Raw genomic sequence first — 22,519 nt, 5'->3', positions numbered from 1 at the left:
ATATTAATGGTACTCAAAAAAAACAGTGACCTGACCAGGCGCACCAGGTGGCTCAAAGAGGGAAAAAGAGGGCAAGGACCGGTCGTTTACTGGATGTCAAGAGAGATTAGGGCAGAAGACAACTGGTCTCTTCTTGTTGCCCAACAGGAAGCGGAAATCCGCCAGAAACCTCTCCTGGTAATCTTCTTTCTGAAGCCAAACGATCCGTTACCCCTGCCGCGAACCGTTTTATTCATGCTGCAGGGACTGGCGGAAACGGCAGCGGAGCTTATCGCGTCCAATATCGGTTTCTCTTTTTTCCACGAATCTCCGGAACTGTTCCTGCCCCACTTTATGCAATCTGTCGACGGCCATCTCCTCGTATGCGACTTCAACCCGCTAAAAGAGTTCAAACTGATGCAGCAAAAGCTGGTGTCATCGTTGTCATGCCCGATCTGCGAGGTGGACAGCCATAACATCATTCCGGCATGGATCACCTCGAACAAAAAAGAGTACGGCGCCTATACGATTCGTCCCAAAATACATCGACTGCTGCCCGACTTCTTAACTGAAATTCCGCCAATACAACCCCACCCGTACGGCACCTGCGGGCGGAAACATAACGACCTTTCCATACTCAAACAGCATCTTAGATGTGTTGAAAAAAATATCCCCCTTCTGCTTTTACCAGGAGAAAAAGCAGCCGGACGAGCTGCCCGCAATTTCATCCGTCAAGGCCTTGCCGAGTACCAGAAGCACCGCAACGACCCCTGCCGGCAGGCACAGTCAGGCCTCTCCCCCTACCTGCACTTTGGCAACCTGTCACCCCAGCGACTCGCTCTCATGGTGCGGCGGAATTTGTTTGCAACAGATCTGCAGGATGCGTTTCTCGAGGAACTGATCGTCAGAAGGGAACTAGCCGATAATTTCTGCCTTTTTGAACCGCACTACGACACGATCGACGGTTTTCCCGCCTGGGGCCGGGAGACACTCGCCAGACACCAGCATGACCGGCGGGAATATATCTACACCCTGGAGGAATTTGAAAACAGTTCAACCCACGACCCGCTGTGGAACAGTTGCCAGAAAGACCTGGTTCTCACCGGCAAACTGCATGGTTACCTCCGCATGTACTGGGCAAAAAAAATCCTCGAATGGAGCCGCCGCTGCGATGATGCCATGAGGTGGGCCATTTACCTCAACGACCGCTACTCCCTTGACGGAAGAGACCCGAACGGATATGCCGGCATCGCCTGGTCCCTGGGCGGCGTCCACGACAGAGCCTGGAAGGAGCGGCAGGTTTTCGGTAAAGTACGGTACATGAACCTGAACGGGTGCAAACGAAAATTTGACGTAAATAAATATATCGATATGGTTGCAGCACTCTCTTGAAAAAACCTGCAGGATCAGCTGAAAGAGCCAGGCCCCTGGTAACAATAGTCATCAATCAGGCCGGGATGAAACCGGCAGCCCCGTCGAAGTTACGCGTCGAGATTTTACCTTGATATCTCTTGGTCCGCGCCGGGTTGCCGCTGGGCCGAAGCAAAAAAGAGGTAATAATAGTCATGTGCACATGATTTTCGATTCGATTGCCCAAAAGCGAGTTGCCAAGAGTCAATTATGCTTGATTTCAGAATTTTTCGTGATAACAATAAAAGATCGCGGTCTGTTTTTACCGTACCACTCCTTATTTCTGTTACTGTTTTGAGGTCAAAATCATGGCTGTTGAACTCCCGGTCAAGGGCGGCGGAACATATCTGGTTAATCCGACAAAAATAATTGCCCTGGGACTGAACTACCTTGAGCACATAAAAGAAAGCCAGTCCGTGGATGTACAAAACTTCACCGACGAGATTCCGGAAGAACCCATTCTTTTTCCCAAAACCCCAAACGTCCTGATCGGTCCGGGCGAGCCGATAGTGCTGCCCGCATTTCTCCACGACTACAATTTCACGACGATTCGCACTGACCATGAAGCCGAACTGGCGATCATCGTCAAAGACAGGATAAAAAACATCTCCATCGAAAAAGCTGCAGATCATATCCTGGGCTTCACCTGCTTTAACGACATCAGCCAGAGAAATTTCCAGAAAAACGACAAGTCCGGCTGGTTTCGCGGCAAATCCCTTGACACCTTCGGCCCGATCGGTCCCGTTATAGTTCCCCCTGAACTTATCGGAGACCCGCAAGATCTGCGGATCGAGTGCCGTCTCAACCAGCAGACGGTCCAGAGTTCAAACACCCGGCATATGATATTCAAGATACCGGAGATTCTGGCGTTTGTTGCCAAAAATTTCACCATGGAGCCGGGGGATATAATCATCACCGGAACCCCGAGCGGTGTGGGACCGCTGAAAGACGGCGATATCGTGGAAGTCGAGATCGAAAATATAGGAGTGCTGACAAACCCGGTCGCAGATGAACCGGCAACCAGGGGCTGATCAGCACCTCCGGCTGCTGTTTCACACCACTTCCTGACAAACAAAAAAGCCTTTTACATTTTCTTTGCCATGCTCAATAAATGATGAACGCTACCCCGCCCCCTCCCCGCACAAAAAGAGCAGGTTTTACCGATGCGCAACCGGTGGCCCGAAAAAAGAACAGCTTCATCTGTCAGCTGTTTTTTGATATTATAGATCTCAGCTGTTTGCCCAGAACTTCAAAATACCAGCCCGCTCACGCGGTCACTTTGTTATGAAAACAACGTCCCATGATTCGATCGCCATCCCAACCCTTCCGGTGCTTGAAGTTGCCAAGGAACTTACCATTGGCCAGCGCACGACCGATACCACCGAAAAACTGACATCGTTTCTTCATACCACTATTTTCAAGAAACTCGGCCCGTTTGCCACTGAAATATATTTTCTTACTCCCGGTACAGATAAATTTGACACCTCGTGGTCCAAACCGCACCGCAACACCACGCTGTCGGTTCCCCCCTGTTTTCTTAACAGTTCCGAAATAGTACAACACCTCATTGCAACAGAAGAACCTCTGCAGATCCACGGGGATTCAAGATTTCAGCAGATGCTGCACCCCACCGGCAACAAAAGTCATCTTGTCGTACCGATTTCAGTTCACGCCAAACTTGCCGGGATAATCTATTTCGGCACCCCCGAGAACGTGATTTTTCACAAAGAATACCGCAACTCCATTCAGACTATTGCCGCTATAATCGGTTCCCGGCTGCAATCGCTGGACACCATCCAACAGCTGAAACAGTCGATGGAAGACCTGGAGCATTCGGAAAGAATACGATCCGCCCTCAATGAAATCAGCGAACAGGCCCACTACTCGATAAATATCAACTCGCTCTACGCAAAACTCCACCATATCGTCAGTCAGCTTATCCACGCCCCTAACTTCTACATTGCAATCCTCAAAAACAAACCTGATGGGAAATACATATATTTTCCATACTTTGCCGATGACTACGATGCACATTTCCAGGGCATGGAGAGTAAGCTTGACAGCGAAAAGATGTTTCTTACCGGTTACCTGCTCAAAACCCGTAAACCGCTTTTGCTCACCCCGGACAATTACGAAACAATCTGCCAGACGAACAATCTCTACTGTCAAGGCACCAAACCCCACAGTTGGCTTGGCGCACCATTCTACATCGACCACGCGGTGGCCGGTGCCGTGGCTGTCCAGAGTTACGACCGTGTTGTTTATACCGAACAGGACAAGGAACTGATGACCTTTGTCGCGCGTCATATTGGCGATGCCCTCAGAAGAAAGCACCGGGTAGACGAACTCAGGACCGCAAAGGAGCGTGCCGAAGAAGCCGAAAAAAATAAATCGACGTTTCTGGCCAACATGAGCCACGAGATACGGACTCCCATGAACGGTATTCTGGGACTCACTGACCTGCTGTTACAGTCGGATATTCCCGGACACCAGCGCACCTATCTCGAGATGGTCCACTCATCCGCCAACCGTCTGCTCAAGCTGATCAACGATATTCTTGATTTTTCAAAAATCGACGCCGGTAAAACCGAACTGGCCACCGCCCCTTTCAACCTGAAGAACCTTCTGGAGGAACTCCGGGAAATCCTCACCATCAGTGCGGCCAAAAAAAATATCGAACTGAAGATCAACTATGAAAAAAATCTGCCGGACCAGCTGCTGGGCGACGAAGACAAGCTGAGCCAGATCCTCATGAACCTGATAGGTAACGGGATCAAATTCACCAGCAAGGGGGAAGTAACAGTCACCGTGGAACAAAGTTTAAACAGCACCAGCAATCCGGACAGCATCAACCTCTGTTTTCAGATTGCCGATACCGGGATAGGTATTCCCACAAACCAGATCCCAAATGCCTTCAAGCCATTCAACCAACTGAAGACAACCCGTGAAACCAAACAGAGCGGGACAGGGCTGGGGCTGGCGATCGCTGCAGAACTCGTTGAAATAATGGGTGGAAAACTGCAGGTTGAGAGTTGCCGGGGGATTGGCAGCTGCTTCCAGTTCACTGTCGCGTTTCCTGTTGTTTCACAAAAGGCTGGCGATGACAGGCAAAATAATCCTAAGCAGGCTGACACCACTCCACTCCCTGCAACCCCCTTGAACATTCTCCTGGTGGAAGACGAACATATCAATCGCACCCTGGGAGTTGTCATGCTCGAACGCGAAGGCTGGACAGTCTCCACGGCCAATGACGGTCTCGAGGCGATGATCAAATATGATGAAAACAAGTTCGATATGATTCTCATGGATATCCAGATGCCGGAGATGGACGGGCTTGAGACAACCAGGCTGATACGCAAAAACGAGCGGATCAGCGGCGCCCATGTGCCGATAATCGCCATGACAGCATACGCCGTTAAAGGTGACAGGGAAAAATGCCTGGAGGCGGGAATGGACGGCTATATTTCCAAGCCGATCATCCCGGACAAACTGCGCCACGAAATAGCCACGGTCCTTGCCAGAACTGGGTAACCGTCAATCGGCCTTAACTGCGAAGCAGTGATGCTCTGCATGAGTGCAGGCAGCTCATCTCAAGGACCCTGGGACAGGGGTTAAGGCAACTCCGGGAAGAGTTTTACTTCAACCCCCAGACGCCGTAATTGGGACCAAAAAGATCCCAGCTGTTGTCACCGTGGTGCGCGAAAAAATCAGGAACAGCTGCGTCTATGCGGCGCCCACTGTACGGAAAACAGAGGTAAAACCGTACCATATCGCCACGGTCGGGTTTTCTGGTTATCCGCGCCTGGGGAATGTTGGCCTGCAGCTGTTCAAGCAGTGTCCGGGCCTTGTCAAGATCTTCTACGGGAACAGTCAATGTATAGTTGTATTCTTCCTTCATATTCCCATTTTAACAGTAACGTGCAACGTATCATAGGATGCCCGCCGATAAACGCAACTTTCGTCCATCGGCGGCGGGGTTCTATGGTTTTATCGACGGTGCAGAAGTCATTGAACTTTTTTACGGGCGATAAAGTCAAAATAGTGCTCAACTGTTGGAATCTCTCCCAGCAGCCCACTGATCGCGGTCAATTCAGTTGATGCCAGATAGACTCTCGTATTGTCTCCGAGCCGATTGTCAAAATTGCGCGTCGACGTGGAAATAACAGTGGTCTCAGGCGCTACCCGTGCCTGGTTGCCCATGCAGAGACTGCATCCGGGAATCTCCACCCTGGCCCCGACTTTTGAGAAGACAGACAACGCGCCCTCCTTTCGCACCGCTTCCCTGTCGAGCCTGGTTGATGGAGCTATCCACAGCCTCGCTTTTGCATACTTCTCCCCGTCCAGCAGGATGGCTGCGCGCTGCAAATGGCTCATATGCGTCATACAGGAGCCGATAAACGCTTCTTCAACCGTATCACCCACAACCTCTCCAAGCAGCCGAACGTCGTCTGGATCGTTGGGACAGGCGAGAATCGGTTCGGTGATCTCGGAGAGGTCGATGTCTATTACGGTATCGTACACTGCGTTTTCATCAGCTCTTAACAGGGTTGGATTTTTCAGCCACTGCTTAAGGTCATCAATTCGTCTTTGCAGACAGTCGCGGTCCTGGTAGTTTTCATCAACCAGCAACTGCAATACCTTGACATTCTGCTCGACATTGGCCACCACGGTTTCAAGGGGCAGACTCACCGCGCAGCCGGCCGCGCTCCGTTCAGCCGATGCGTCCGTCAACTCGAAAGCTTCCTCCACGCTCAGGTCGTTTACCCCCTCAATCTCAAGTATCTTACCGGCAAAAACGTTTTTCTTGCCCTTCTTTTCAACGGTGAGCAACCCTTTTTTAATCGCCACATAAGGAATGGCGTTCACCATGTCCCTCACGGTTATCCCGGCTTTTCTTTTGCCGTGAAAACGAACGAGTACGGATTCCGGCATTTCAAGGGGCATAAAACCCAGAGCTGCGGCAAAGGCAACCAGTCCGGAACCGGCAGGAAAAGAGATCCCCAGGGGAAACCTGGTGTGTGAGTCTCCTCCGGTACCTACGGTATCTGGGACAAGCATTTTGTTGAGCCACGGATGAATTACCCCGTCTCCGGGCTTGAGGGTTATCCCGCCGCAGGAGACGCTGGTTTCCTGCATGATCTGCCAACGATCGAAATCGGACGCTTTCGGATATGCTGCTGTATGACAGAAAGACTGCATAAAAAGATCCGCTTTAAAACGCAGGCAGGCAAGTTCGTCTATCTCCTGCATGGTCATGGGCCCCGTGGTGTCCTGGGAACCGACGGTGGTCATCTTCGGTTCGCATACCGTGCCGGGCAACACGCCTGGCAAGCCGCACGCTTTACCAACCATTTTCTGCGCCAGGCTGAACCCCTGCCCTTTCTGCGGCTTGGGATCGAGCTGGCTGGCAAAAATTTGCGGAAAAGGTTTTCCGCTGAAATCACAGGCCATTCGGGTCAGCTGCTTGCCGATGATCAGGTTCAGCCTGCCCCCCGCGCGATACTCGTCAAGCAACGTCGGGGAAGCCGGCCGCATGGCGATTGCGGTCCCGTCGTCTTTTTGCATTTTCCAGTTTTTCAGATCAACGAGAATCGTGTCGCCAACGCAAAGCTCGGCAACATCGCACTCAATGGGCAACACCCCTGCGTCACGGGCAGTGGCGTAAAAAATGGGGGCGATGGTGCCCCCCAGGACCACCCCGCCACTTCTCTTGTTGGGGACCCCTGCAATATCATGACCGATATGCCACAAGAGGGAATTGACGGCGGATTTTCGCGAAGATCCCGTCCCCACTACATCGCCTGCAAAGGCAACCTCGCCGCCCTCTTTTTTAAGCCGCTTAATTTCTTCTATTCCGCCGGGGAAACGGCTTACGCCGAAATGGGTCGCATGGAGGGGGATATCGGCTCTTGACTGCGCCTGATTTCCCGGAGAAAAATCATCGGTATTGATCTCCCCGTCTACCTTATACACCCTCAGTTCCAGAACATCCGGCACCGGAGCCGCCTCAATGAACCATTCCGCTCTGGCCCAGGAATCAATCAGGTCGCAAGCCTCCTTGCTGGTCTTGGAAAGCTCCGCTATTTTGTCAAAGCCGTCGTATATCTTGGTAATTCCCCTAAGTGCCTTGGCCGCAGACGACGACACGCCCTCAAGCGAAAGCAGTTCGATCAAAGCTTCGACGTTGTACCCTCCTCCCATGCGGGCCAGTATCTCAACCGCCTCAACCGGCTTCAACGCATCGCAGACAACGGTTGCCGATGCCACCTTCTGTAGCCACAGGGCCTTTACTTTTGCCGACTTACTTACCCCCGGTTCGACCCGGGACATCAACAGCTCAAGCAGTTCCTCCCTATCCCCATCCCCTTTTTCAAGAAGAGAGACAACTTCAAGAGTCTGCTGCGGATTCAGCGGGAGGGGAGGAAGCATCGCCGCCTCCCTCTCCCTGGCCATCTCTTTGTATGTTGCTAGCATATTACCCATATCCTTTTAAGAATGAACGATCAGTTGCGGAGTTCTCGACCTGTTACGCTCCGTTGCATCTCATGATTGCTCAAAATATACAAGGATTGAGTTCCATATCAAAGAGAAGATCTCTATTTTCTCTATTGGCGCTACTCCTCATCCATAAAAGAATAGGGGAAGTCCCCGGGTGGAACAAAGGTTTCCTTGACCGTGCGGACAGAAACCCACCTGGCCAGATTAGCCTGCGACCCGGCTTTATCGTTGGTGCCCGACGCCCGGCCTCCGCCAAAGGGCTGCTGCCCCACGACGGCGCCGGTCGGCTTGTCGTTGATATAAAAATTACCCGCTGCGTGTTCCAGCTTTGCCATGGCCAAGGTTATCGCATTTCGGTCCTTGGCAAAAAAGGCTCCGGTCAGCGCGTAAGGCGATGTTTTATCGCAAAGCTCAAGGGTTTCCACGAAGTCTTCATCCTGGTAGACAAAAATGGTCAGTACCGGACCGAAAATTTCCTCAACCATTGTTTTAAACTCAGGATCGGTGGCAACAATTACCGTCGGCTCTATAAAATAACCTGTGGTGTCATCATAATTTCCTCCGGCTATTATCTCCGCATCCTTGTGCTCTTTGGCAAAATCGATATATCCGGTGATCGATTCGAATGCACTCCTGTCTATTACCGCACCCATGAAATTGCGAAAATCAACAGGAGAGCCCATGGTTATACGCCCCACCTGGGCCAACATCAAAGACTTGACCCGGTCCCACAGAGACTGTGGAATATAAGCGCGGCTCGCCGCCGAACACTTCTGCCCCTGGTACTCAAACGCCCCTCTTACCAGCGCCGTCACCAGCGACGGGATCTCGGCACTTGGGTGGGCAAACACAAAATCCTTACCGCCGGTTTCTCCAACAATTCGCGGATATGATCTGTATGACGCGATATTTTCGCCGATGGTCTTCCACATTTGATGGAACACCCTGGTGGAGCCGGTGAAATGGACCCCCGCCAGGTTGGGATCGGCAAGACATACATCGCCTACCTGCGATCCAGCCCCCGGAACAAAATTGATGACTCCCGGAGGCAGCCCCGCCTCTTCCAATATCCGCATGATAAAGTACGGAGTATAGACAAGAGAAGAAGCTGGTTTCCAGACCACGGTATTGCCCATCATCGCCGGGGCCGACGGGAGGTTGCCCGCTATGGCCGTAAAATTAAAAGGTGTCACCGCAAAAACAAACCCCTCCAGGGCCCGGTACTGGGTATAGTTCCATACTCCCTGGGAAGATTGAGGCTGTTTTGCATAAAGTTCTCTTGCATAGCCGGCGTTAAAACGCAGAAAGTCGATCAACTCGCACGCCGCATCGATTTCCGCCTGAAAGACAGTTTTCCCGCCCGCAAGCATTGCCCCGGCATTAAGTTTTGCGCGATATCTGGTGGCTATAAGCTCTGCGGCGGTAAGAAAAATCGCCAGCCGCTGCTCCCAGGGAAGAGTTTGCCACATTTTCTGTGCCGACAGGGCCGATTCTATCGCAAGTTGGACCTCCTCTTTTCCCGCTTTATGGTAGGTCGCCAGGACCTTGCCGTGGTCATGGGGACAAACCACCTTGCCGAGGTTGCCGGTCTTTACTTCCCTGCCGCCTATTATAAGCGGAATTTCAAACTGCTCGGCCATCAACTCCTGCAATGCGGCTTTCACTTCCTTTTTTTCCGGGCTGCCGGGGCCATATCCTAGAATATTTTCATTTTGGGGAGCAGGGACTGACATCACTCCGTTATTCAACGCGCACATATACTTACCTCATTTGCTTTTTTTTCGTGAAACGTCCCCGCAAAAAGCTATCGCCACTTGTGAGGATAGTTATATTATTTTCAAATAGTTCCACTTCTGATTCCGACTACATGCAGATAAAAAGACATCCGTATTTCTTATACGGTTGAGTCCAGGCCATCGACTGCATGACAAAACCTCTTTACATTGTATCTATAAATTGTATACAATACTTAAAAACAATAAAGCATCCTTTGTGTATAGGCTATAAAATTGTATGTTTTCCGGCAAAGAACCCGTTTCTAACTTATACCGACAACCGATTACAATAACCTTGCCGAACAGTTGAACCTGTAGTTTATATTCTAACCACATTCGCACATTAATACAGGAACCGTTTCGACAGGCTTTGCCGCAACAACAACTCAACGAAACACCATGGGACAGCCAAAAAAGAAAAATTCCGAAGACGCTGTTTACAACAAGTTAAAAACAGCAATCAGAAAGAGATACATCAAGCAGGGAAGCCAGCTGGTCGAGATTAATCTTGCACAAAAGCTCGGGGTGAGCAGGACTCCTGTGAGAGGTGCCATAAAAAGACTTGAGGCTGAAGGGCTGGTCAACAGCATTCCCAACCGAGGGGCTTTTGTCATCACGCCCACTAAAAAAGAAATTGAAGAAACTTTTCTGGTACGGGCCCAGCTCGAGTGCATGGCGGTGGAAATAGTTGCCGAAAACTGCACCGAACAACAACTTGCCGAACTCAGGAGACTGGCCGACTCTGAAAGGAAGGTTTTTGAGAAAAACATGATTGACGAATACTATACCGCCAATGATGACCTGCACCTGAAAATTGCCGAATTTTCAGGTAATGCGGTTCTCTGTGCCTACATCAAAGAGCTCCTTGACCGGACCAGGATCTACCTTATCCTTTATGACCCCTTCTACAAGATCGAGTACAGTCCGACCTCGGAACACCATGAAATCCTTGAAGCGATCGCGACCCGCGATCAGCAAAGAGCGAGAACTGCCGTAAGAAATCACATAAACAACTCCATCGACGGGCTCCACTCCGCAGGGCAGCTGCCAGACGATTATATTTCGGTGTGATTCTGCGAAAAGCAGTTTAACGCTGCCGCGTTTTGCTGTCGCGGCCTCGTCCTGGGCGAGTTATCCGGCAGCCGTGACAAGCTGCGAAGCGGCCTGTTGGCTTTCAAACCAGTTCTGCCATAATCACGTTTGAAAGAGGCCTCCCCTTCCTGGTAATACGCAAATAACCGCCTGTTAACTCGACGAGTCCGCTGGTTATAAGTATATCCAGCTGCTTGCCATAATAGCGAACGGGATCAATCCGGTACCGTTTTTCAAGCCTTTTCAGGGATACGCCCTTGATCAGGCGCAGTCCCATTATGACCGTTTCCCGAAACGACTCTTCTTTTGCCAGCCGCTCACTCTCCACAATCAAGTTCTTTTTTTCGGCGACGGCTGCAATATATTGTTGCGGTTGCACCACCCGTTTTTCCCGGCACCCCTCAACACAGCTCACCGCCGACGCGCCCGCGGCATAATACTCATCGTTGTGCCAGTAGGTTATATTGTGACGACAGGTAAATCCCGGCAGACTGTAGTTTGATATTTCGTACTGGACGAAGCCTTTTTCGCCGCAGATTCGATCGCCGGCTTCGGTCATGGCGAGAATGTCGTCCTCTCCGGGAAGATCAAGGGTGCCAGCAGCCGCCAGCTTCTCAAAAGGGGTATTTTCTTCAACGCTCAACTGGTATAGCGAGAGATGAACCGGACCAAGGTCGATCGCCCGCCCAAGGGTATCCTGCCAGGTACTGACCGATTGCCCCGGCAGGCCATACATGAGGTCGAGATTGATGTTGCAAAACCCAGCATTTCGGGCATGCCTGACTGCAGCGTCTGCTTCTTTTGCCGTGTGCAGCCGCCCCAGGCGGCTCAATTCGGTATCGTTGAAAGACTGCACCCCGAAAGACAACCTGTTGACTCCCCCTCTTGACAGGGATTCGAGGTAAGGTGCATCCACAGAACCCGGGTTCGCTTCCACCGACACCTCCGCGTCCTCGCTGAAAACAAAGCTGTCGCGGCAATGGCTGACTATTCTGACCAGAAGTGACGAAGGCAGCACTGTCGGGGTTCCGCCACCGATAAACACCGTATTTATTGGCCGCCCGTCAAGAGCTGCGGCGACACAATCCAACTCCTCGACAAGGGCACCAACATACCTGACGTAAAGATCCGGGCCAGCAACACACGAATTAAACGAACAGTAGAGACACTTCTTGAGGCAAAAGGGTATATGGATATAGAGTGAGGCCATACCTGTCAGTCACGCCTCAATGCGGCCATCACCTTCTGCGTGTCTTTACGAATGGTGTCCATGATTCCTTTTTCATTGAAGCTGTACACACCGTCACCGATTATCAGGTGATCGAGCAGCTGCAGCTGCATTGCCGATGAGAGAAAATGAAGCGTTTTGGTGAGGGTAATGTCTTTGGCCGATGGGACAAGAGAGCCGGACGGATGATTATGCGCCACCACCAGAGCCGCTGCGTTATGCTTGAGCGCTTTTGCAATAATCTCTCTGGGGTATATGGTATTGAGGTTTACGGTTCCTTCCGCTACGGTTTCTGACTCGATAACAGCGTGGGATGAATCGAGAAATATTACGGTAAACACCTCCCTTTTCAAACCCCTCATCGAGAATACAAGGTAGTCTGCAACGTCGGCTGCAACGTGAAGATAGTGTTTTCCCCTGATTCGTTCCCTGAGGTATCGCTGGGCGACACCCTGTACGAACCGCAGGGCAAAACTGTTTTTCGGGCCGACGCCCTTTACCTCCTGCAGCAGGGACAGTGGCGCGTCCAGAACCTGCCCAAAAGATCCGAATTTTTGCAAAAGAGCCCTTGCCTGTTCTTTACAGTCGGCCCGAGGGGTACCAAACGACAACAAAAGCTCAAGAACCTCTGTATCACTAAAGGAGTTGATCCCCTTTTCGAGAAACCTGTCCCTGAGCCTGGCCCTGTGCCCCTGCCCTTTCTGCTGCCACTGCTTCTTGTCCACCGCCCAAATCTCTGATTATTGAGTCAATACCTTCACAAAGAGTTCATTGACCAGCTTCGGGTTGGCCTTGCCTTTGGTTTCCTTCATCAGCTGGCCGACGAAATAGCCCATTATCTTGGTCTTGCCGTTTCGGTAGTCTTCCGCCTGATCCGGGTTGGCCGCGACAATCCTTTCAACGATGGCGGTCAGTTCCCCTTCGTCAGAAACCTGTATCAGGTTTTTTTCCTTAACGATTGTTTCCGCATCATCACCTGTTTCCATCATATCCTGAAAAACGGTCTTGGCGATCTTCCCGCTGATGGTGTTGGCGTCTATCATTTTCAGAAGGGCGGCGAGCTGACCGGCAGAAACCCTGCAGGAAGTAATATCCTCCCCTTTCAATTCTCGCAGCAGCTCGGTCATTATCCAGTTGGACGCCCTTTTCGGTTGAGCTCCCGCCGCTACCGCCGACTCGAAATAGTTTGCCACCGCGATATCACCGGTGAGCAGTACCGCATCGTATTCCGGCAGCTTGTACTGATCACGGAAACGATCCTTCTTTTCATCAGGCATCTCAGGAAGTGACCGGCGTATTTCCTCTACCCACGCCTCATCAATCTCAACAGGGACCAAGTCCGGGCAGGGAAAATACCGGTAGTCATGCGCGTCTTCCTTGCCTCGCATCGATTCGGTACAGTTTTTATCGGGGTTCCACAGCAGGGTTTCCTGAACAACCTCCTCACCGTCGAGGAGGATGTCCCGCTGGCGGCGGATTTCATACTCCAGACCATTCTGGACATGCTTGAACGAATTCATGTTTTTCAATTCGGTTCGGATACCAAACTGCTCCTGCCCTACCGGTCTCAGGGAGATATTGGCATCACAGCGGAAGCTGCCTTCCTGCATATTGCCGTCGCATATATCAAGATACCGGACAATGGCGTGCAGTTTCTTCAGATAAGCCACCGCCTCCTCAGGCGATCTTATATCCGGCTCCGAAACAATCTCAAGAAGCGGAGTACCCGTCCTGTTCAGGTCCACGTGGGAGACAGGCTCCAATTCATCATGGATAAGTTTTCCCGCATCCTCTTCCATATGGATCCTGGTGATCCCTATTTTTTTCCTTACTCCGTCTACTTCTATCTCTATTTCGCCCCTGCCCACTATCGGCAGGTCAAACTGCGAGGTCTGGTACCCTTTGGGCAAATCGGGGTAAAAATAGTTTTTTCTGGCAAACTGGTTGTACAGATTGATCCTGGCATTGGTGGCAAGCCCCAGCTTGACGGCAAACTCAACAACCCGCTTGTTCAGCACTGGAAGGACTCCCGGCATGCCGAGACATATCGGGCACGTATTGGTGTTCGGGGGGGCTCCGAAACTCGTTGAACATCCGCAGAATATTTTTGTTTCCGTTTTCAGTTGGGCGTGTATTTCAAGTCCTATTACAGTTTCAAACTCCATAACATCCCTGCTTATTGTTTTTAAATTCTCAACTCAGGCAACAGCGGCCGATTGCTCGACCCAATCCCGTATTCTCTGCAGCTCATCCCGCCACTCGGGGGAAACCCTGCGCTTTATGAAAACTCGAAATAGAGAATGCACAACTCTGACAAGTTCTTCAAAGAGAAAGATCCGTTCGAGAATCATTCCTTCAACTTCTTCAGGATTTTCACTCTTATCGTTTTCCGTAGCATCTGTCTTCGGCAGTCTCACATTCCTGAATTCCATCAGACCGCCTGAAAGGGTAAAGCTGAACTCGTAATTGTTATACCCTATAACGATACGGGCCTGCTCAAGTTTTTTTCCCATCTGCAGACCTGTCCTCGCCTCCTGGAGTTCGGTCTGAAGTCCTGTGCATACTATTTTTTCACTCGACTCCCCTTCTCCCGACTCAAGGAGCATGTGTTTCTCAAAGGCCACGGTTATATCGCCTTCATCTTCAAGCTTGACACTGCCGCCCCGTTCTTCACTTTTCCACCATAGCCAAGTCAAAAACTCCTGGCCCAAAAAGCGTTTTTCTGCGATGAGATCTACCAAGTCCATAACAAAATTACCTTTTTAAAAAACTTCTTCTTTGCGTCAAAGCCTACACAAAAATTTCCGGGGTCACCCGCTCAAGGTTATAAAGTTCGTCCTCGTCCAGAATCTGTTCCGCCGTAATATAAGGAATCTGCTGTTTGATCAACAGCCCGAAAGTCTCCTTGAAATAATCCTCCAGAAGCGCTTGGGCCTTTTTATTGGTGCTGAAAAACAGGACGATGCCGTCTGAGAGACTCCAGCAGAGCTCGTATGTCGAAGGTACAGGTATTGCCTTACGTAACAGCTCGGTTCGCACTCTGTCCTTAATCTGCACCTTCATGGAACGGCTCAGTTTGGGGAGTTCTTTTTCAATCCGGACCCGTTCTTCTTCTTTCTGCACGAACTTTTTCAAAATTGCCGGAGCGACCTTCCTCTCATCGATTCGTAATGTGAGCGTTATATAATCCCCGGCAGCGTAAGATGCATATGCAAACTGTGAATCGAACATATTGAGAACCGAAACCCAGCCGATGGAATATTCGTCATAGGTATCGTCAATATCCTGGAAGGAAAAGGAGATTATTCTGTCAGCGATAAAATCAAGACTGTTGTCCGGCAACTCACCTTCTACGGAAAATCGGACAAAGCTTGCGGTACCCTTTAAAAAGCCCATTAAATTACTTCCCTGAATTTCTGCATGACGTTTAAACAACGGTGGCGGAGTATGCAGCGTATTACTCCGCAAACAAAAAACCAGTTTTCTGATATAGCATTCCTGATAACAGGTCACAACTTATTTATACCCGCATATCCCATATTGTCGTTTGCCTAGAGCGACATGTCTTCGCTTGACGTTAAACCCACTAAATGATAAAAATACAAAAAAGATGAAAATAATCGTTGACACATCTTCTACGAATTTGTATATAGGGCGCTCCACGGGTCGTTAACTCAGTTGGTAGAGTATCTGACTTTTAATCAGAGAGTCGCGCGTTCGAGTCGCGCACGACCCACCAGAAAACAAGGTCCCCATCGTCTAGTCAGGTCCAGGACATCGGCCTTTCACGCCGACAACACCGGTTCGAATCCGGTTGGGGACGCCATATAGAGGCGTTATTTCTTTCTTGTTAAATTAGACAAGAAAGGGATAACGCCTTTTTTTATGCGTTGTTTCTTTCTCAACCCAGGAAAGGGACAATGCAAGACCTACCGATTAGAAGTAATTGTCACACCCAATTCTTAGTTGTTAAGGATTATGTCACCAGGCAATTAGAACGACAGCAGCCGGTCAAGAGGATCTGGAAGTATCTCAAGGATCAAGGCAAGATAACGATGTCTTACCAAGCCTTTTGGGCTTGCTGTATGAATCCCGATGATCCTACTCCATTCTCAAAAAAAGCTAAAGTCAAAATCAAACGACAGGTCTCGGGGGCGGATACTGTACCAATAGATCCACCTGCCAAACCTCAACGCCGTTTCGAGCACGACCCCACTCCTCTGCCCGTTGATTTCGATTTCAACGAAAAGAAGAAGGAGGGTAAGTGATGGCAACTATTCATCTGATCCTGCAGGGCAAGGGCGGTGTCGGCAAAAGCTTTGTCAGCTCGCTACTGGCACAGTACCTGATAGACCGGGACGTGAAAGTGGCCTGCTTTGACACCGATCCTGTCAACGCAACTTTCAGCGCATTCAAATCTCTCAAAGTCCACAAAGTTGATATCCTGGAGGATGACAGCATAAACAGCAGGCTTTTTGACAGCCTGATAGAAAAACTCCTGCAGTTGCCAGACGGCAGCAGCGCAGTAATTGATAACGGCGCGGCATCTTTTATTCCTTTGGCGTCATACATCAGCGAAAACATGGTTCCGGACCTAATCAGGGAATCCGGCCATGATCTTATCATCCATACCGTGATCACCGGCGGTCAGTCTGCCGGTGACACCCTTAAAGGTCTTCAATCACTGCTGGGCGGTTTTGATAGTCCACTGATTGTTTGGGTAAATCCTTTTTTCGGCTCCACCGATTACTTCACCGATCACGACCTACGACAAAAGGTTATCCAGGGCGACGGTAAATGTATCGTCCTGCCCTCATACAAGAAAGACACCTTCGGCTACGACATCGAAACGATGCTGAGCCGCAAGCTGACGTTTGACGAGGCGGTCCAGACTTCGGAAATAAATCTTATGGCACGCCAGCGTCTCAAGATCGTTCAGCGAAAGATATATCAGCTTCTCGATGAAGCGCAGATAGTGAAGGAGACAGACGATGCTACTGAATAAAAATTCCCTCGACAAAAACATAGGCATAGTAAGCCAGGTTATCCTGGACCACCTGGTCACTAACAATTTTCAAAACCAAGCCGCTCTTGCAAAAGAGCTTGGGATCAGCAGCAGGACTATAAACAACCACATAACCAAGCTCAAAGAGCTGGGTCTGTTAACAGTTACCAGAAGAGGAGGGGGAAAAACCGCGATTTATAAGACAGCGTAAATGAAAAGGGCTTTTTTCAGCTGCAACTGAAAAAAGCCCACAATCATAGGGCGCTAAGCGCCGGATACTACGTCCTAAGTAGTATCAGAGTACTTGATTTCAAAAAACGTGTCAAGTGCTGACCGGTGTTTTGTGCCCATAAGACGAGTTTTCCTAGGAGACTGTTTTTATGGGAACTTTTGGATACAGCAATGTGTTTCTGAGTATCGACAACCCCGAATTCCGGCAACAGGTAAAGCTATCGGGACTCAGGTCATCCGTACAGCATACCTTCTCACTGCTTTACTGGTTGAGCAAAAAAGACGGCTACGCATTCGCGCGCCAGACAACGCTTGCCGCAATGCTTGGGATCAATCCACGAACTGTTGCCAATCATATTGCCAAACTGAAAAACCTTGGCCTTGTCAAGGTTGTGCGACGTGGAGCAGGCCAGACGGCAAAATATTTCGTAAAGACCATTGAAGAGCTGAAACAACTTATTTTTTCTCTGGCGCGACAACAAACTTCTTCACTTCCAATAACTGCAAAAACTGCCAATCAGAAAGCGTCTCCTAACTATAGGTTAAAGAACAAGGTAACTACCCCCCTACCCCCCGCTGGGGGGCAAGACCCGTTTGCACTTTTGTGTGAACACTACCCAAACCATGAAAACCTCCACAAGGCCAGGAGGACTTTTTTCAGGTTATTACGCAAGGACCGCCTCCCGGATCTGGAAAGCCTTATCAAAACCATTGGCATCTTCAGGAGAACAGACAGCTGGCAGCGGGGATATATCCCGCAACTGTGGCGATTTCTGCGGCACGAGCGATACAGCGAAGCCCTTGAAGCCGTGCAAACAGCAGAAGCGGCAAAACGTGAAGAAAAGGTCCGGTTCCAAAAAGAAAAAGAGGAAGAAGCCAGGTTGCGGCAGGAAGAGGAGATGCAAGACCGATCATTTGCCAACTGGTTTGAATCCCAATCTTCTTCTTTTCTGGAGTCTTTAAAGCCGATCAAAAAATCAGGCGATACGGCCTGGAGACTGATGTCGTTTGATTTATGGCTCAGGTTTATCTATTGGCCGAACTATGCGCTTTAACAAACTGAAAGAAGAAATAGCTAAAAAGCACCAGGTCGCCGTCACCGACAACGATCCGGTGATGCTTGTCGCGACGATCTGCCAGGTCTTTCTTGATGAAAGCAAAAGACTCTTTGAGCGGATGGAAGCAGAACAACGCGAACGATTTGAACAAGAACTCCAGAAACGGGAAGTAAAAAATTCCTGGTATCTGGCAACAATAGCTGCCCTCGCGGGTATCGCGGCGGGCATATTTTTAACCCTGATCATATTGAGGTAACGCATATGAAATTCACAAACATCATCTCTTTATCAATGATTGTCGCAGTTTTCGCCCTTATCCTCTGCGGTTCAGGCCTGGCTCTTGCCGACACAATCGCCGAGTTTGAAGGCCCTATGGAAAAGGTCAAGAACACGTTGACCGGGCCCTGGGCCAAGTTTGTCGCCATCATCATGTTTCTGACTGCGGCTTTTATGCTCTGGTTTCGCAAGGAGGAACTGGACGGGTTTGCCAAGGGTCTTTGTGTGGTCGTTATGATCATATCTACCCTGGCCTTTGCGGATACGATCGTATCCCGGATATTCACCTTCGGCAGCGGAGCCCTGATCTGATGAGACGACGTATAACCATCTTCCGCAGCCTGCACCGGGCCAACCTGATTATGGGAGTAGAGCGCGACCTGCTCTTTCCCATAGCCATTGCCGGAGGGCTGGTGATCATCAGCTCAAGCGGCAGGTGGACCACGCTGCTGTTTGCCATAATTCTTATCATGACCGGCCTTTATCTCGCGCGTATATCTGGAAAAGCGGACCCGATCATGACGAGAGTCTGGAAGTCGCATATGAAACAGAAAAAACACTACCCTGCCAAGGAGAGCCCTTTTCCCCCTCCTAAATCAACAGGTTACAAGAGTTTCAGGGAAAAGGAACCCGGTCTGCAGTCCCTGTTGCAGTATGCAGTGATGATAGATGACGGCGTGATCCTGTGCAAGGACGGCTCCTTTCTCGTGGGTTACCAGCTCACGACAAGAGATACGGCAAGCTCCACGGATCAGGAACTGGGGGGCTTTTCCTCTTCCATCTCCAACTCGATCAAGGAGCTGGGCGACGGCTGGTCGCTGCATTTCAACTGCATAAGAAGCCCGGAGGAATACTATCCGGACCCCTCCGAGAGCTTCTTCGCCGATCGCATAACCCGCGCAATCGACGATGAAAGACGGGAACATTTCCGCCAGGAGGGCAGACATTTCAGAACCACCCACTATCTCTTCGTTTCCTGGCGTCCCAACTTTACCGGCGAAAAGATCAACCGGTTCTTTTACACAGAGACAGGCGAAAAAAGCTCCGTAACGAAGATACGCGTTGATGAAGGGGAAAAGGCTTTTACCCGGTTCAAAGCGGAACTGCAGGAGATTGAAGACCGGTTGAGAATCTCCTTCGGGTTGCACCGGCTAAAAGATCATCAAACGGAGACCGCAAGATATTCAGAACTTCTTGAGATCATATGCTACTGCATTGCAGGCGAAAGACACCCTGTCCTGCTTCCTGATGTTCCCATGTATCTCGATGTGCTGCTCAGCTGCGCCGACATAACAGGTGGTGTGGTCCCCAGGGTCGGCGACAAACATATCTCGGTGCTTGCGATCGACGGATTCCCCCACGAATCCTTTCCCATGATGCTGGACACCCTTGACTCGCTCAGTATCCCTTACCGTTTTTCAAGCCGCTTTATCTGCATGGATGCGTATACCGCGTCAAAACAGATAGACGACTACTCCAAGGCATGGTCGCAAAAGATGATCGGGCTGATCGACAAACTGTTCAACAAACGAGATCCCCGAGTCAATAAGGACGCGGCCATGATGCACGAGGACGCGGAACAGGCGAAATTCGCCAACCAGATGGGAGACGTCGGGTTTGGCTACTACTCGGGCAACGTGATCCTGTTAAACGAGGATAAAGAGGTTCTCCAGCAGAATATACGGGAAGTAAGAAAGATTTTACTCACCCAGGGGTTCGGGTGCCGACTGGAGACGCTCAATGCTCTTGAGGCGTGGCTCGGCAGCCATCCGGGCAACAACTACGCCAATATGCGGCGGGTGATCCTCCACAGCTTGAATCTTGCCGACATCCTCCCGCTTTCAACCATCTATACCGGCCACAGGTATTGTCCCTGCCCCTTTTATCCGGAAAAAAGTCCGCCGCTTCTTTATGCCGCGACCGAAGGTTCGACGCCGTTCAGGCTGCACCTTCATGTGGCAGACCTTGGTCATACGCTCATTTTCGGTCCGACCGGATCTGGGAAATCGACCCTTCTGTCCATGATAGCGGCCCAGTTCAGCAGGTATAAAAACGGTTCGATCTTCTGCTTTGACAAGGGGCTCTCCATCTATCCCCTGGTGACTGCTGCCGGGGGTACCCATTATGAGATCGCGGGCGATGAGAGCAGGCTTGCTTTCTGTCCGCTCCAGCACGTCGAGTCAGACAGCGAACAGGCCTGGGCCGAAGACTGGGTGACGAGTCTTTGCACCATGCAGAAGGTGGACATCAAACCGGAACACCGCGCGGCCATCCATGACGCCATGACCCAGATCAGGAACTCGCCTGTAAGCCACAGGACCATGAGCAACCTGTATCACTTCCTGCAGCATCAGGAGCTCAAGAACGCCATCCGGCACTATACCGGGATGGGGGCGATGGGCCGCCTGCTCGATGCGGAAAGCGACAGCCTGGATCTTGCTGAGTTTACGGTTTTTGAGATTGAGGAGCTGATGCACCTCGGTGAGGAAAATCTTATCCCGGTACTGCTCTATATCTTTCACCGGATCGAGAAATCCTTTAAAGGCCAACCGGCGCTGCTGATTCTCGATGAGGCGTGGATCATGCTCGGTCATCCTGTTTTCAGGCAGAAGATCAGGGAGTGGCTCAAGGTGCTCAGAAAAGCAAACTGTGCCGTGGTTCTTGCGACCCAGAGTCTCAGTGACGCTCACCATTCAGGCATTCTCGATATCCTGAACGAATCCTGTCCGACAAAGATATTTCTGCCGAACACGGCGGCAAACCAGGACACACAAATCGGACTCTACAGAGGGCTTGGCCTCAACTCAACCCAGATCAACCTGATTACAAAGGGCGTTCCCAAAAGAGAATATTACGTCACCAGTCCCGAAGGGTGCCGGATGATAAATCTTGCGCTGTCGGGACTCGCTCTTTCTTTTGTCGGCGCTTCAGGAAAAGAGGATCTTGCGGCCATAAGAGAACTGCAGCGGGATCATGGTTCTGACTGGCCCGATATATGGCTTAAAAACCGTAATGTTCAAAGGAGGTTTTCATGAAATCGCAGAGCTGCGTCGTACTCGACAGCCTCAGGCATAACCTTGGCGCGGTCGTGACCGAAGCGCTTGATAACCCGGATATTATCGAGGTGATGTTAAACGATGACGGCAGACTCTGGCTCGACTCCTTTTCAAAAGGAATGATTGAAGCAGGCAGGATCGAGAGAAGCCAGGCCACCTCAATCCTGAACCTGGTGGCCAGCATGCTCGGTACTGTCGTAACATCAGAAAACCCTGTTGTGGAAGGTGAACTTCCCCTTGACGGTTCGCGTTTCGAGGGACTCTTTCCTCCTGTTGTAGCCACTCCCACTTTCACAATCCGCAAGAAAGCGATCCGGATCTTCACCCTGGCTGACTATGTGGAACAGGGGATCATGTCCCCTGCCCAGAACAAGATCATCAGCCGGGCTGTTACAGGCAAGAACAATATCCTTGTCGTCGGCGGCACCGGTTCGGGCAAGACAACCCTTACCAACGCCATCCTGGCCGAACTCTCGGCAAGTTGTCCGGAGGATCGCCTTGTCATCATCGAGGACACCTGTGAACTCCAGGTAAAAAGTGAAAACAAGCTGCATCTGCGTACCAACCAGACAACAGACATGCGCAGGCTCCTAAAGGCGACCATGCGGCTGCGACCGGACCGGATCATAGTCGGCGAGGTACGCGACGGTGCGGCGCTTGATCTTTTAAAGGCATGGAACACCGGCCATCCAGGCGGGATCTGCACGGTACACGCGAACAGTTGCGCGGGTGGGCTTCTCCGTCTGCAGCAGCTCATCTCCGAAGTATCGAGCTCTTCCATGCTCGAACTGATTCATGAAGCCGTCGACCTTGTGATTTTCATATCAAAGACTCCGGACGGAAGACAGATAAAGGAACTTGCAAGGGTTAACGGCAATCAACTGGAAACAATCAACGAAGAGGAATGACAA

The 22,519-nt window shown here is 50.7% G+C and carries 20 protein-coding genes and 2 tRNA genes; 14 read left to right on the top strand and 8 right to left on the bottom strand.

The window, feature by feature from the left end; translation table 11 throughout:
* Window positions 1–6 precede the first annotated feature (6 nt).
* From BLQ17_RS12555 to BLQ17_RS12545, 3 genes are all read left to right on the top strand, one after another.
* Window positions 7–1,371: a deoxyribodipyrimidine photo-lyase gene (locus tag BLQ17_RS12555; RefSeq protein WP_092223365.1), complete on the top strand. Its 1,365-nt coding sequence runs from the start codon at window positions 7–9 to the stop codon at window positions 1,369–1,371.
* A 326-nt stretch (window positions 1,372–1,697) separates the two neighbouring features.
* The gene (locus tag BLQ17_RS12550) at window positions 1,698–2,420 is read left to right on the top strand and encodes a fumarylacetoacetate hydrolase family protein (RefSeq protein ID WP_092223363.1); all 723 of its coding nucleotides are present in this window, start codon (window positions 1,698–1,700) and stop codon (window positions 2,418–2,420) included.
* A gap of 253 nt (window positions 2,421–2,673) precedes the next feature.
* On the top strand, window positions 2,674–4,920 hold the full coding sequence (locus BLQ17_RS12545; protein ID WP_092223361.1) for a GAF domain-containing hybrid sensor histidine kinase/response regulator: 2,247 nt from the start codon (window positions 2,674–2,676) through the stop codon (window positions 4,918–4,920).
* Between the two features lie 103 nt (window positions 4,921–5,023).
* Here the strand turns inward: BLQ17_RS12545 and BLQ17_RS12540 are convergent, their stop codons facing one another.
* From BLQ17_RS12540 to pruA, 3 genes are all read right to left on the bottom strand, one after another.
* On the bottom strand, window positions 5,024–5,287 hold the full coding sequence (locus BLQ17_RS12540; protein ID WP_092223359.1) for a hypothetical protein: 264 nt from the start codon (window positions 5,285–5,287) through the stop codon (window positions 5,024–5,026).
* 107 nt (window positions 5,288–5,394) lie between these two features.
* The gene (locus tag BLQ17_RS12535; protein WP_092223357.1) at window positions 5,395–7,863 is read right to left on the bottom strand and encodes a bifunctional aconitate hydratase 2/2-methylisocitrate dehydratase; all 2,469 of its coding nucleotides are present in this window, start codon (window positions 7,861–7,863) and stop codon (window positions 5,395–5,397) included.
* A gap of 140 nt (window positions 7,864–8,003) precedes the next feature.
* Window positions 8,004–9,644: an L-glutamate gamma-semialdehyde dehydrogenase gene (gene pruA / locus BLQ17_RS12530; RefSeq protein ID WP_092223355.1), complete on the bottom strand. Its 1,641-nt coding sequence runs from the start codon at window positions 9,642–9,644 to the stop codon at window positions 8,004–8,006.
* Window positions 9,645–10,061: 417 nt separating this feature from the next.
* Between pruA and BLQ17_RS12525 the strand changes: the two genes are divergently transcribed.
* On the top strand, window positions 10,062–10,733 hold the full coding sequence (locus BLQ17_RS12525; RefSeq protein ID WP_092223353.1) for a GntR family transcriptional regulator: 672 nt from the start codon (window positions 10,062–10,064) through the stop codon (window positions 10,731–10,733).
* 103 nt (window positions 10,734–10,836) lie between these two features.
* Here the strand turns inward: BLQ17_RS12525 and hemW are convergent, their stop codons facing one another.
* Genes hemW through rdgC form a run of 5 tightly spaced genes read right to left on the bottom strand, consistent with a single transcriptional unit; the run spans window position 10,837 to window position 15,378 of the window.
* Complete coding sequence (hemW, locus tag BLQ17_RS12520; RefSeq protein WP_092223351.1) at window positions 10,837–11,964, bottom strand: radical SAM family heme chaperone HemW; 1,128 nt, start codon at window positions 11,962–11,964, stop codon at window positions 10,837–10,839.
* Between the two features lie 5 nt (window positions 11,965–11,969).
* A complete protein-coding gene (radC, locus tag BLQ17_RS12515) occupies window positions 11,970–12,707 on the bottom strand; it encodes a RadC family protein (protein ID WP_092223349.1) in 738 nt (245 codons plus the stop codon).
* A gap of 15 nt (window positions 12,708–12,722) precedes the next feature.
* Entirely contained in the window at window positions 12,723–14,147 is a 1,425-nt protein-coding gene (gene gatB, locus BLQ17_RS12510) for an Asp-tRNA(Asn)/Glu-tRNA(Gln) amidotransferase subunit GatB (protein WP_092223347.1), read from the bottom strand.
* Window positions 14,148–14,180: 33 nt separating this feature from the next.
* Complete coding sequence (locus BLQ17_RS12505; protein WP_092223345.1) at window positions 14,181–14,729, bottom strand: hypothetical protein; 549 nt, start codon at window positions 14,727–14,729, stop codon at window positions 14,181–14,183.
* 43 nt (window positions 14,730–14,772) lie between these two features.
* On the bottom strand, window positions 14,773–15,378 hold the full coding sequence (gene rdgC, locus BLQ17_RS12500; protein ID WP_092223343.1) for a recombination-associated protein RdgC: 606 nt from the start codon (window positions 15,376–15,378) through the stop codon (window positions 14,773–14,775).
* A 267-nt stretch (window positions 15,379–15,645) separates the two neighbouring features.
* Between rdgC and BLQ17_RS12495 the strand changes: the two genes are divergently transcribed.
* The 10 genes from BLQ17_RS12495 to trbB all read left to right on the top strand — a co-directional run bounded on the left by BLQ17_RS12495 (window position 15,646) and on the right by trbB (window position 22,516).
* Window positions 15,646–15,721 (top strand) — tRNA-Lys (locus BLQ17_RS12495).
* A gap of 9 nt (window positions 15,722–15,730) precedes the next feature.
* Window positions 15,731–15,808: transfer RNA gene (locus tag BLQ17_RS12490), tRNA-Glu, on the top strand.
* 94 nt (window positions 15,809–15,902) lie between these two features.
* Window positions 15,903–16,250 carry a TraK family protein gene (locus BLQ17_RS12485; protein WP_092223341.1) on the top strand — a complete coding sequence of 116 codons (348 nt, stop codon included), beginning with the start codon at window positions 15,903–15,905 and terminating at the stop codon, window positions 16,248–16,250.
* Window positions 16,250–16,987 carry a nucleotide-binding protein gene (locus BLQ17_RS12480; protein WP_092223339.1) on the top strand — a complete coding sequence of 246 codons (738 nt, stop codon included), beginning with the start codon at window positions 16,250–16,252 and terminating at the stop codon, window positions 16,985–16,987. The genes BLQ17_RS12485 and BLQ17_RS12480 overlap by 1 nt, the downstream gene beginning before the upstream one ends.
* Window positions 16,974–17,198, top strand: a complete 225-nt coding sequence (locus BLQ17_RS12475; RefSeq protein ID WP_092223337.1) for an HTH domain-containing protein — start codon at window positions 16,974–16,976, stop codon at window positions 17,196–17,198. The genes BLQ17_RS12480 and BLQ17_RS12475 overlap by 14 nt, the downstream gene beginning before the upstream one ends.
* A 169-nt stretch (window positions 17,199–17,367) precedes the next feature.
* Window positions 17,368–18,273, top strand: coding sequence for a helix-turn-helix domain-containing protein (locus BLQ17_RS12470; protein ID WP_092223335.1), 906 nt, complete (start codon window positions 17,368–17,370; stop codon window positions 18,271–18,273).
* Window positions 18,263–18,532 carry a hypothetical protein gene (locus BLQ17_RS12465; RefSeq protein WP_092223333.1) on the top strand — a complete coding sequence of 90 codons (270 nt, stop codon included), beginning with the start codon at window positions 18,263–18,265 and terminating at the stop codon, window positions 18,530–18,532. The genes BLQ17_RS12470 and BLQ17_RS12465 overlap by 11 nt, the downstream gene beginning before the upstream one ends.
* A gap of 5 nt (window positions 18,533–18,537) precedes the next feature.
* Window positions 18,538–18,864: a TrbC/VirB2 family type IV secretion system protein gene (locus BLQ17_RS12460; RefSeq protein ID WP_092223331.1), complete on the top strand. Its 327-nt coding sequence runs from the start codon at window positions 18,538–18,540 to the stop codon at window positions 18,862–18,864.
* Window positions 18,864–21,587, top strand: coding sequence for a VirB4 family type IV secretion/conjugal transfer ATPase (locus tag BLQ17_RS12455; protein WP_092223329.1), 2,724 nt, complete (start codon window positions 18,864–18,866; stop codon window positions 21,585–21,587). The genes BLQ17_RS12460 and BLQ17_RS12455 overlap by 1 nt, the downstream gene beginning before the upstream one ends.
* Window positions 21,584–22,516 (top strand): P-type conjugative transfer ATPase TrbB, encoded by a 933-nt coding sequence (gene trbB, locus BLQ17_RS12450; RefSeq protein ID WP_092223327.1) that lies wholly within the window; start codon window positions 21,584–21,586, stop codon window positions 22,514–22,516. The genes BLQ17_RS12455 and trbB overlap by 4 nt, the downstream gene beginning before the upstream one ends.
* The last annotated feature ends 3 nt before the right edge of the window (window positions 22,517–22,519 follow it).

The sequence above is a fragment of the Desulforhopalus singaporensis genome (assembly GCF_900104445.1).
Classification (GTDB): Bacteria; Desulfobacterota; Desulfobulbia; order Desulfobulbales; family Desulfocapsaceae; genus Desulforhopalus_A; species Desulforhopalus_A singaporensis.
This window is presented reverse-complemented; position numbering and strand designations above follow the sequence as displayed.

Excerpts from the sequence above, each read along its gene's own strand:
- BLQ17_RS12555 (WP_092223365.1), top strand. The coding sequence starts at position 7 with ATGGTACTCAAAAAAAACAGTGACCTGACCAGGCGCACCAGGTGGCTC.
- BLQ17_RS12550 (WP_092223363.1), top strand. The coding sequence starts at position 1,698 with ATGGCTGTTGAACTCCCGGTCAAGGGCGGCGGAACATATCTGGTTAAT.
- BLQ17_RS12545 (WP_092223361.1), top strand. The coding sequence starts at position 2,674 with ATGAAAACAACGTCCCATGATTCGATCGCCATCCCAACCCTTCCGGTG.
- BLQ17_RS12540 (WP_092223359.1), bottom strand. The coding sequence starts at position 5,287 with ATGAAGGAAGAATACAACTATACATTGACTGTTCCCGTAGAAGATCTT.
- BLQ17_RS12535 (WP_092223357.1), bottom strand. The coding sequence starts at position 7,863 with ATGCTAGCAACATACAAAGAGATGGCCAGGGAGAGGGAGGCGGCGATG.
- pruA (WP_092223355.1), bottom strand. The coding sequence starts at position 9,644 with ATGTGCGCGTTGAATAACGGAGTGATGTCAGTCCCTGCTCCCCAAAAT.
- BLQ17_RS12525 (WP_092223353.1), top strand. The coding sequence starts at position 10,062 with ATGGGACAGCCAAAAAAGAAAAATTCCGAAGACGCTGTTTACAACAAG.
- hemW (WP_092223351.1), bottom strand. The coding sequence starts at position 11,964 with ATGGCCTCACTCTATATCCATATACCCTTTTGCCTCAAGAAGTGTCTC.
- gatB (WP_092223347.1), bottom strand. The coding sequence starts at position 14,147 with ATGGAGTTTGAAACTGTAATAGGACTTGAAATACACGCCCAACTGAAA.
- BLQ17_RS12505 (WP_092223345.1), bottom strand. The coding sequence starts at position 14,729 with ATGGACTTGGTAGATCTCATCGCAGAAAAACGCTTTTTGGGCCAGGAG.
- rdgC (WP_092223343.1), bottom strand. The coding sequence starts at position 15,378 with ATGGGCTTTTTAAAGGGTACCGCAAGCTTTGTCCGATTTTCCGTAGAA.
- BLQ17_RS12485 (WP_092223341.1), top strand. The coding sequence starts at position 15,903 with ATGCAAGACCTACCGATTAGAAGTAATTGTCACACCCAATTCTTAGTT.
- BLQ17_RS12480 (WP_092223339.1), top strand. The coding sequence starts at position 16,250 with ATGGCAACTATTCATCTGATCCTGCAGGGCAAGGGCGGTGTCGGCAAA.
- BLQ17_RS12475 (WP_092223337.1), top strand. The coding sequence starts at position 16,974 with ATGCTACTGAATAAAAATTCCCTCGACAAAAACATAGGCATAGTAAGC.
- BLQ17_RS12470 (WP_092223335.1), top strand. The coding sequence starts at position 17,368 with ATGGGAACTTTTGGATACAGCAATGTGTTTCTGAGTATCGACAACCCC.
- BLQ17_RS12465 (WP_092223333.1), top strand. The coding sequence starts at position 18,263 with ATGCGCTTTAACAAACTGAAAGAAGAAATAGCTAAAAAGCACCAGGTC.
- BLQ17_RS12460 (WP_092223331.1), top strand. The coding sequence starts at position 18,538 with ATGAAATTCACAAACATCATCTCTTTATCAATGATTGTCGCAGTTTTC.
- BLQ17_RS12455 (WP_092223329.1), top strand. The coding sequence starts at position 18,864 with ATGAGACGACGTATAACCATCTTCCGCAGCCTGCACCGGGCCAACCTG.
- trbB (WP_092223327.1), top strand. The coding sequence starts at position 21,584 with ATGAAATCGCAGAGCTGCGTCGTACTCGACAGCCTCAGGCATAACCTT.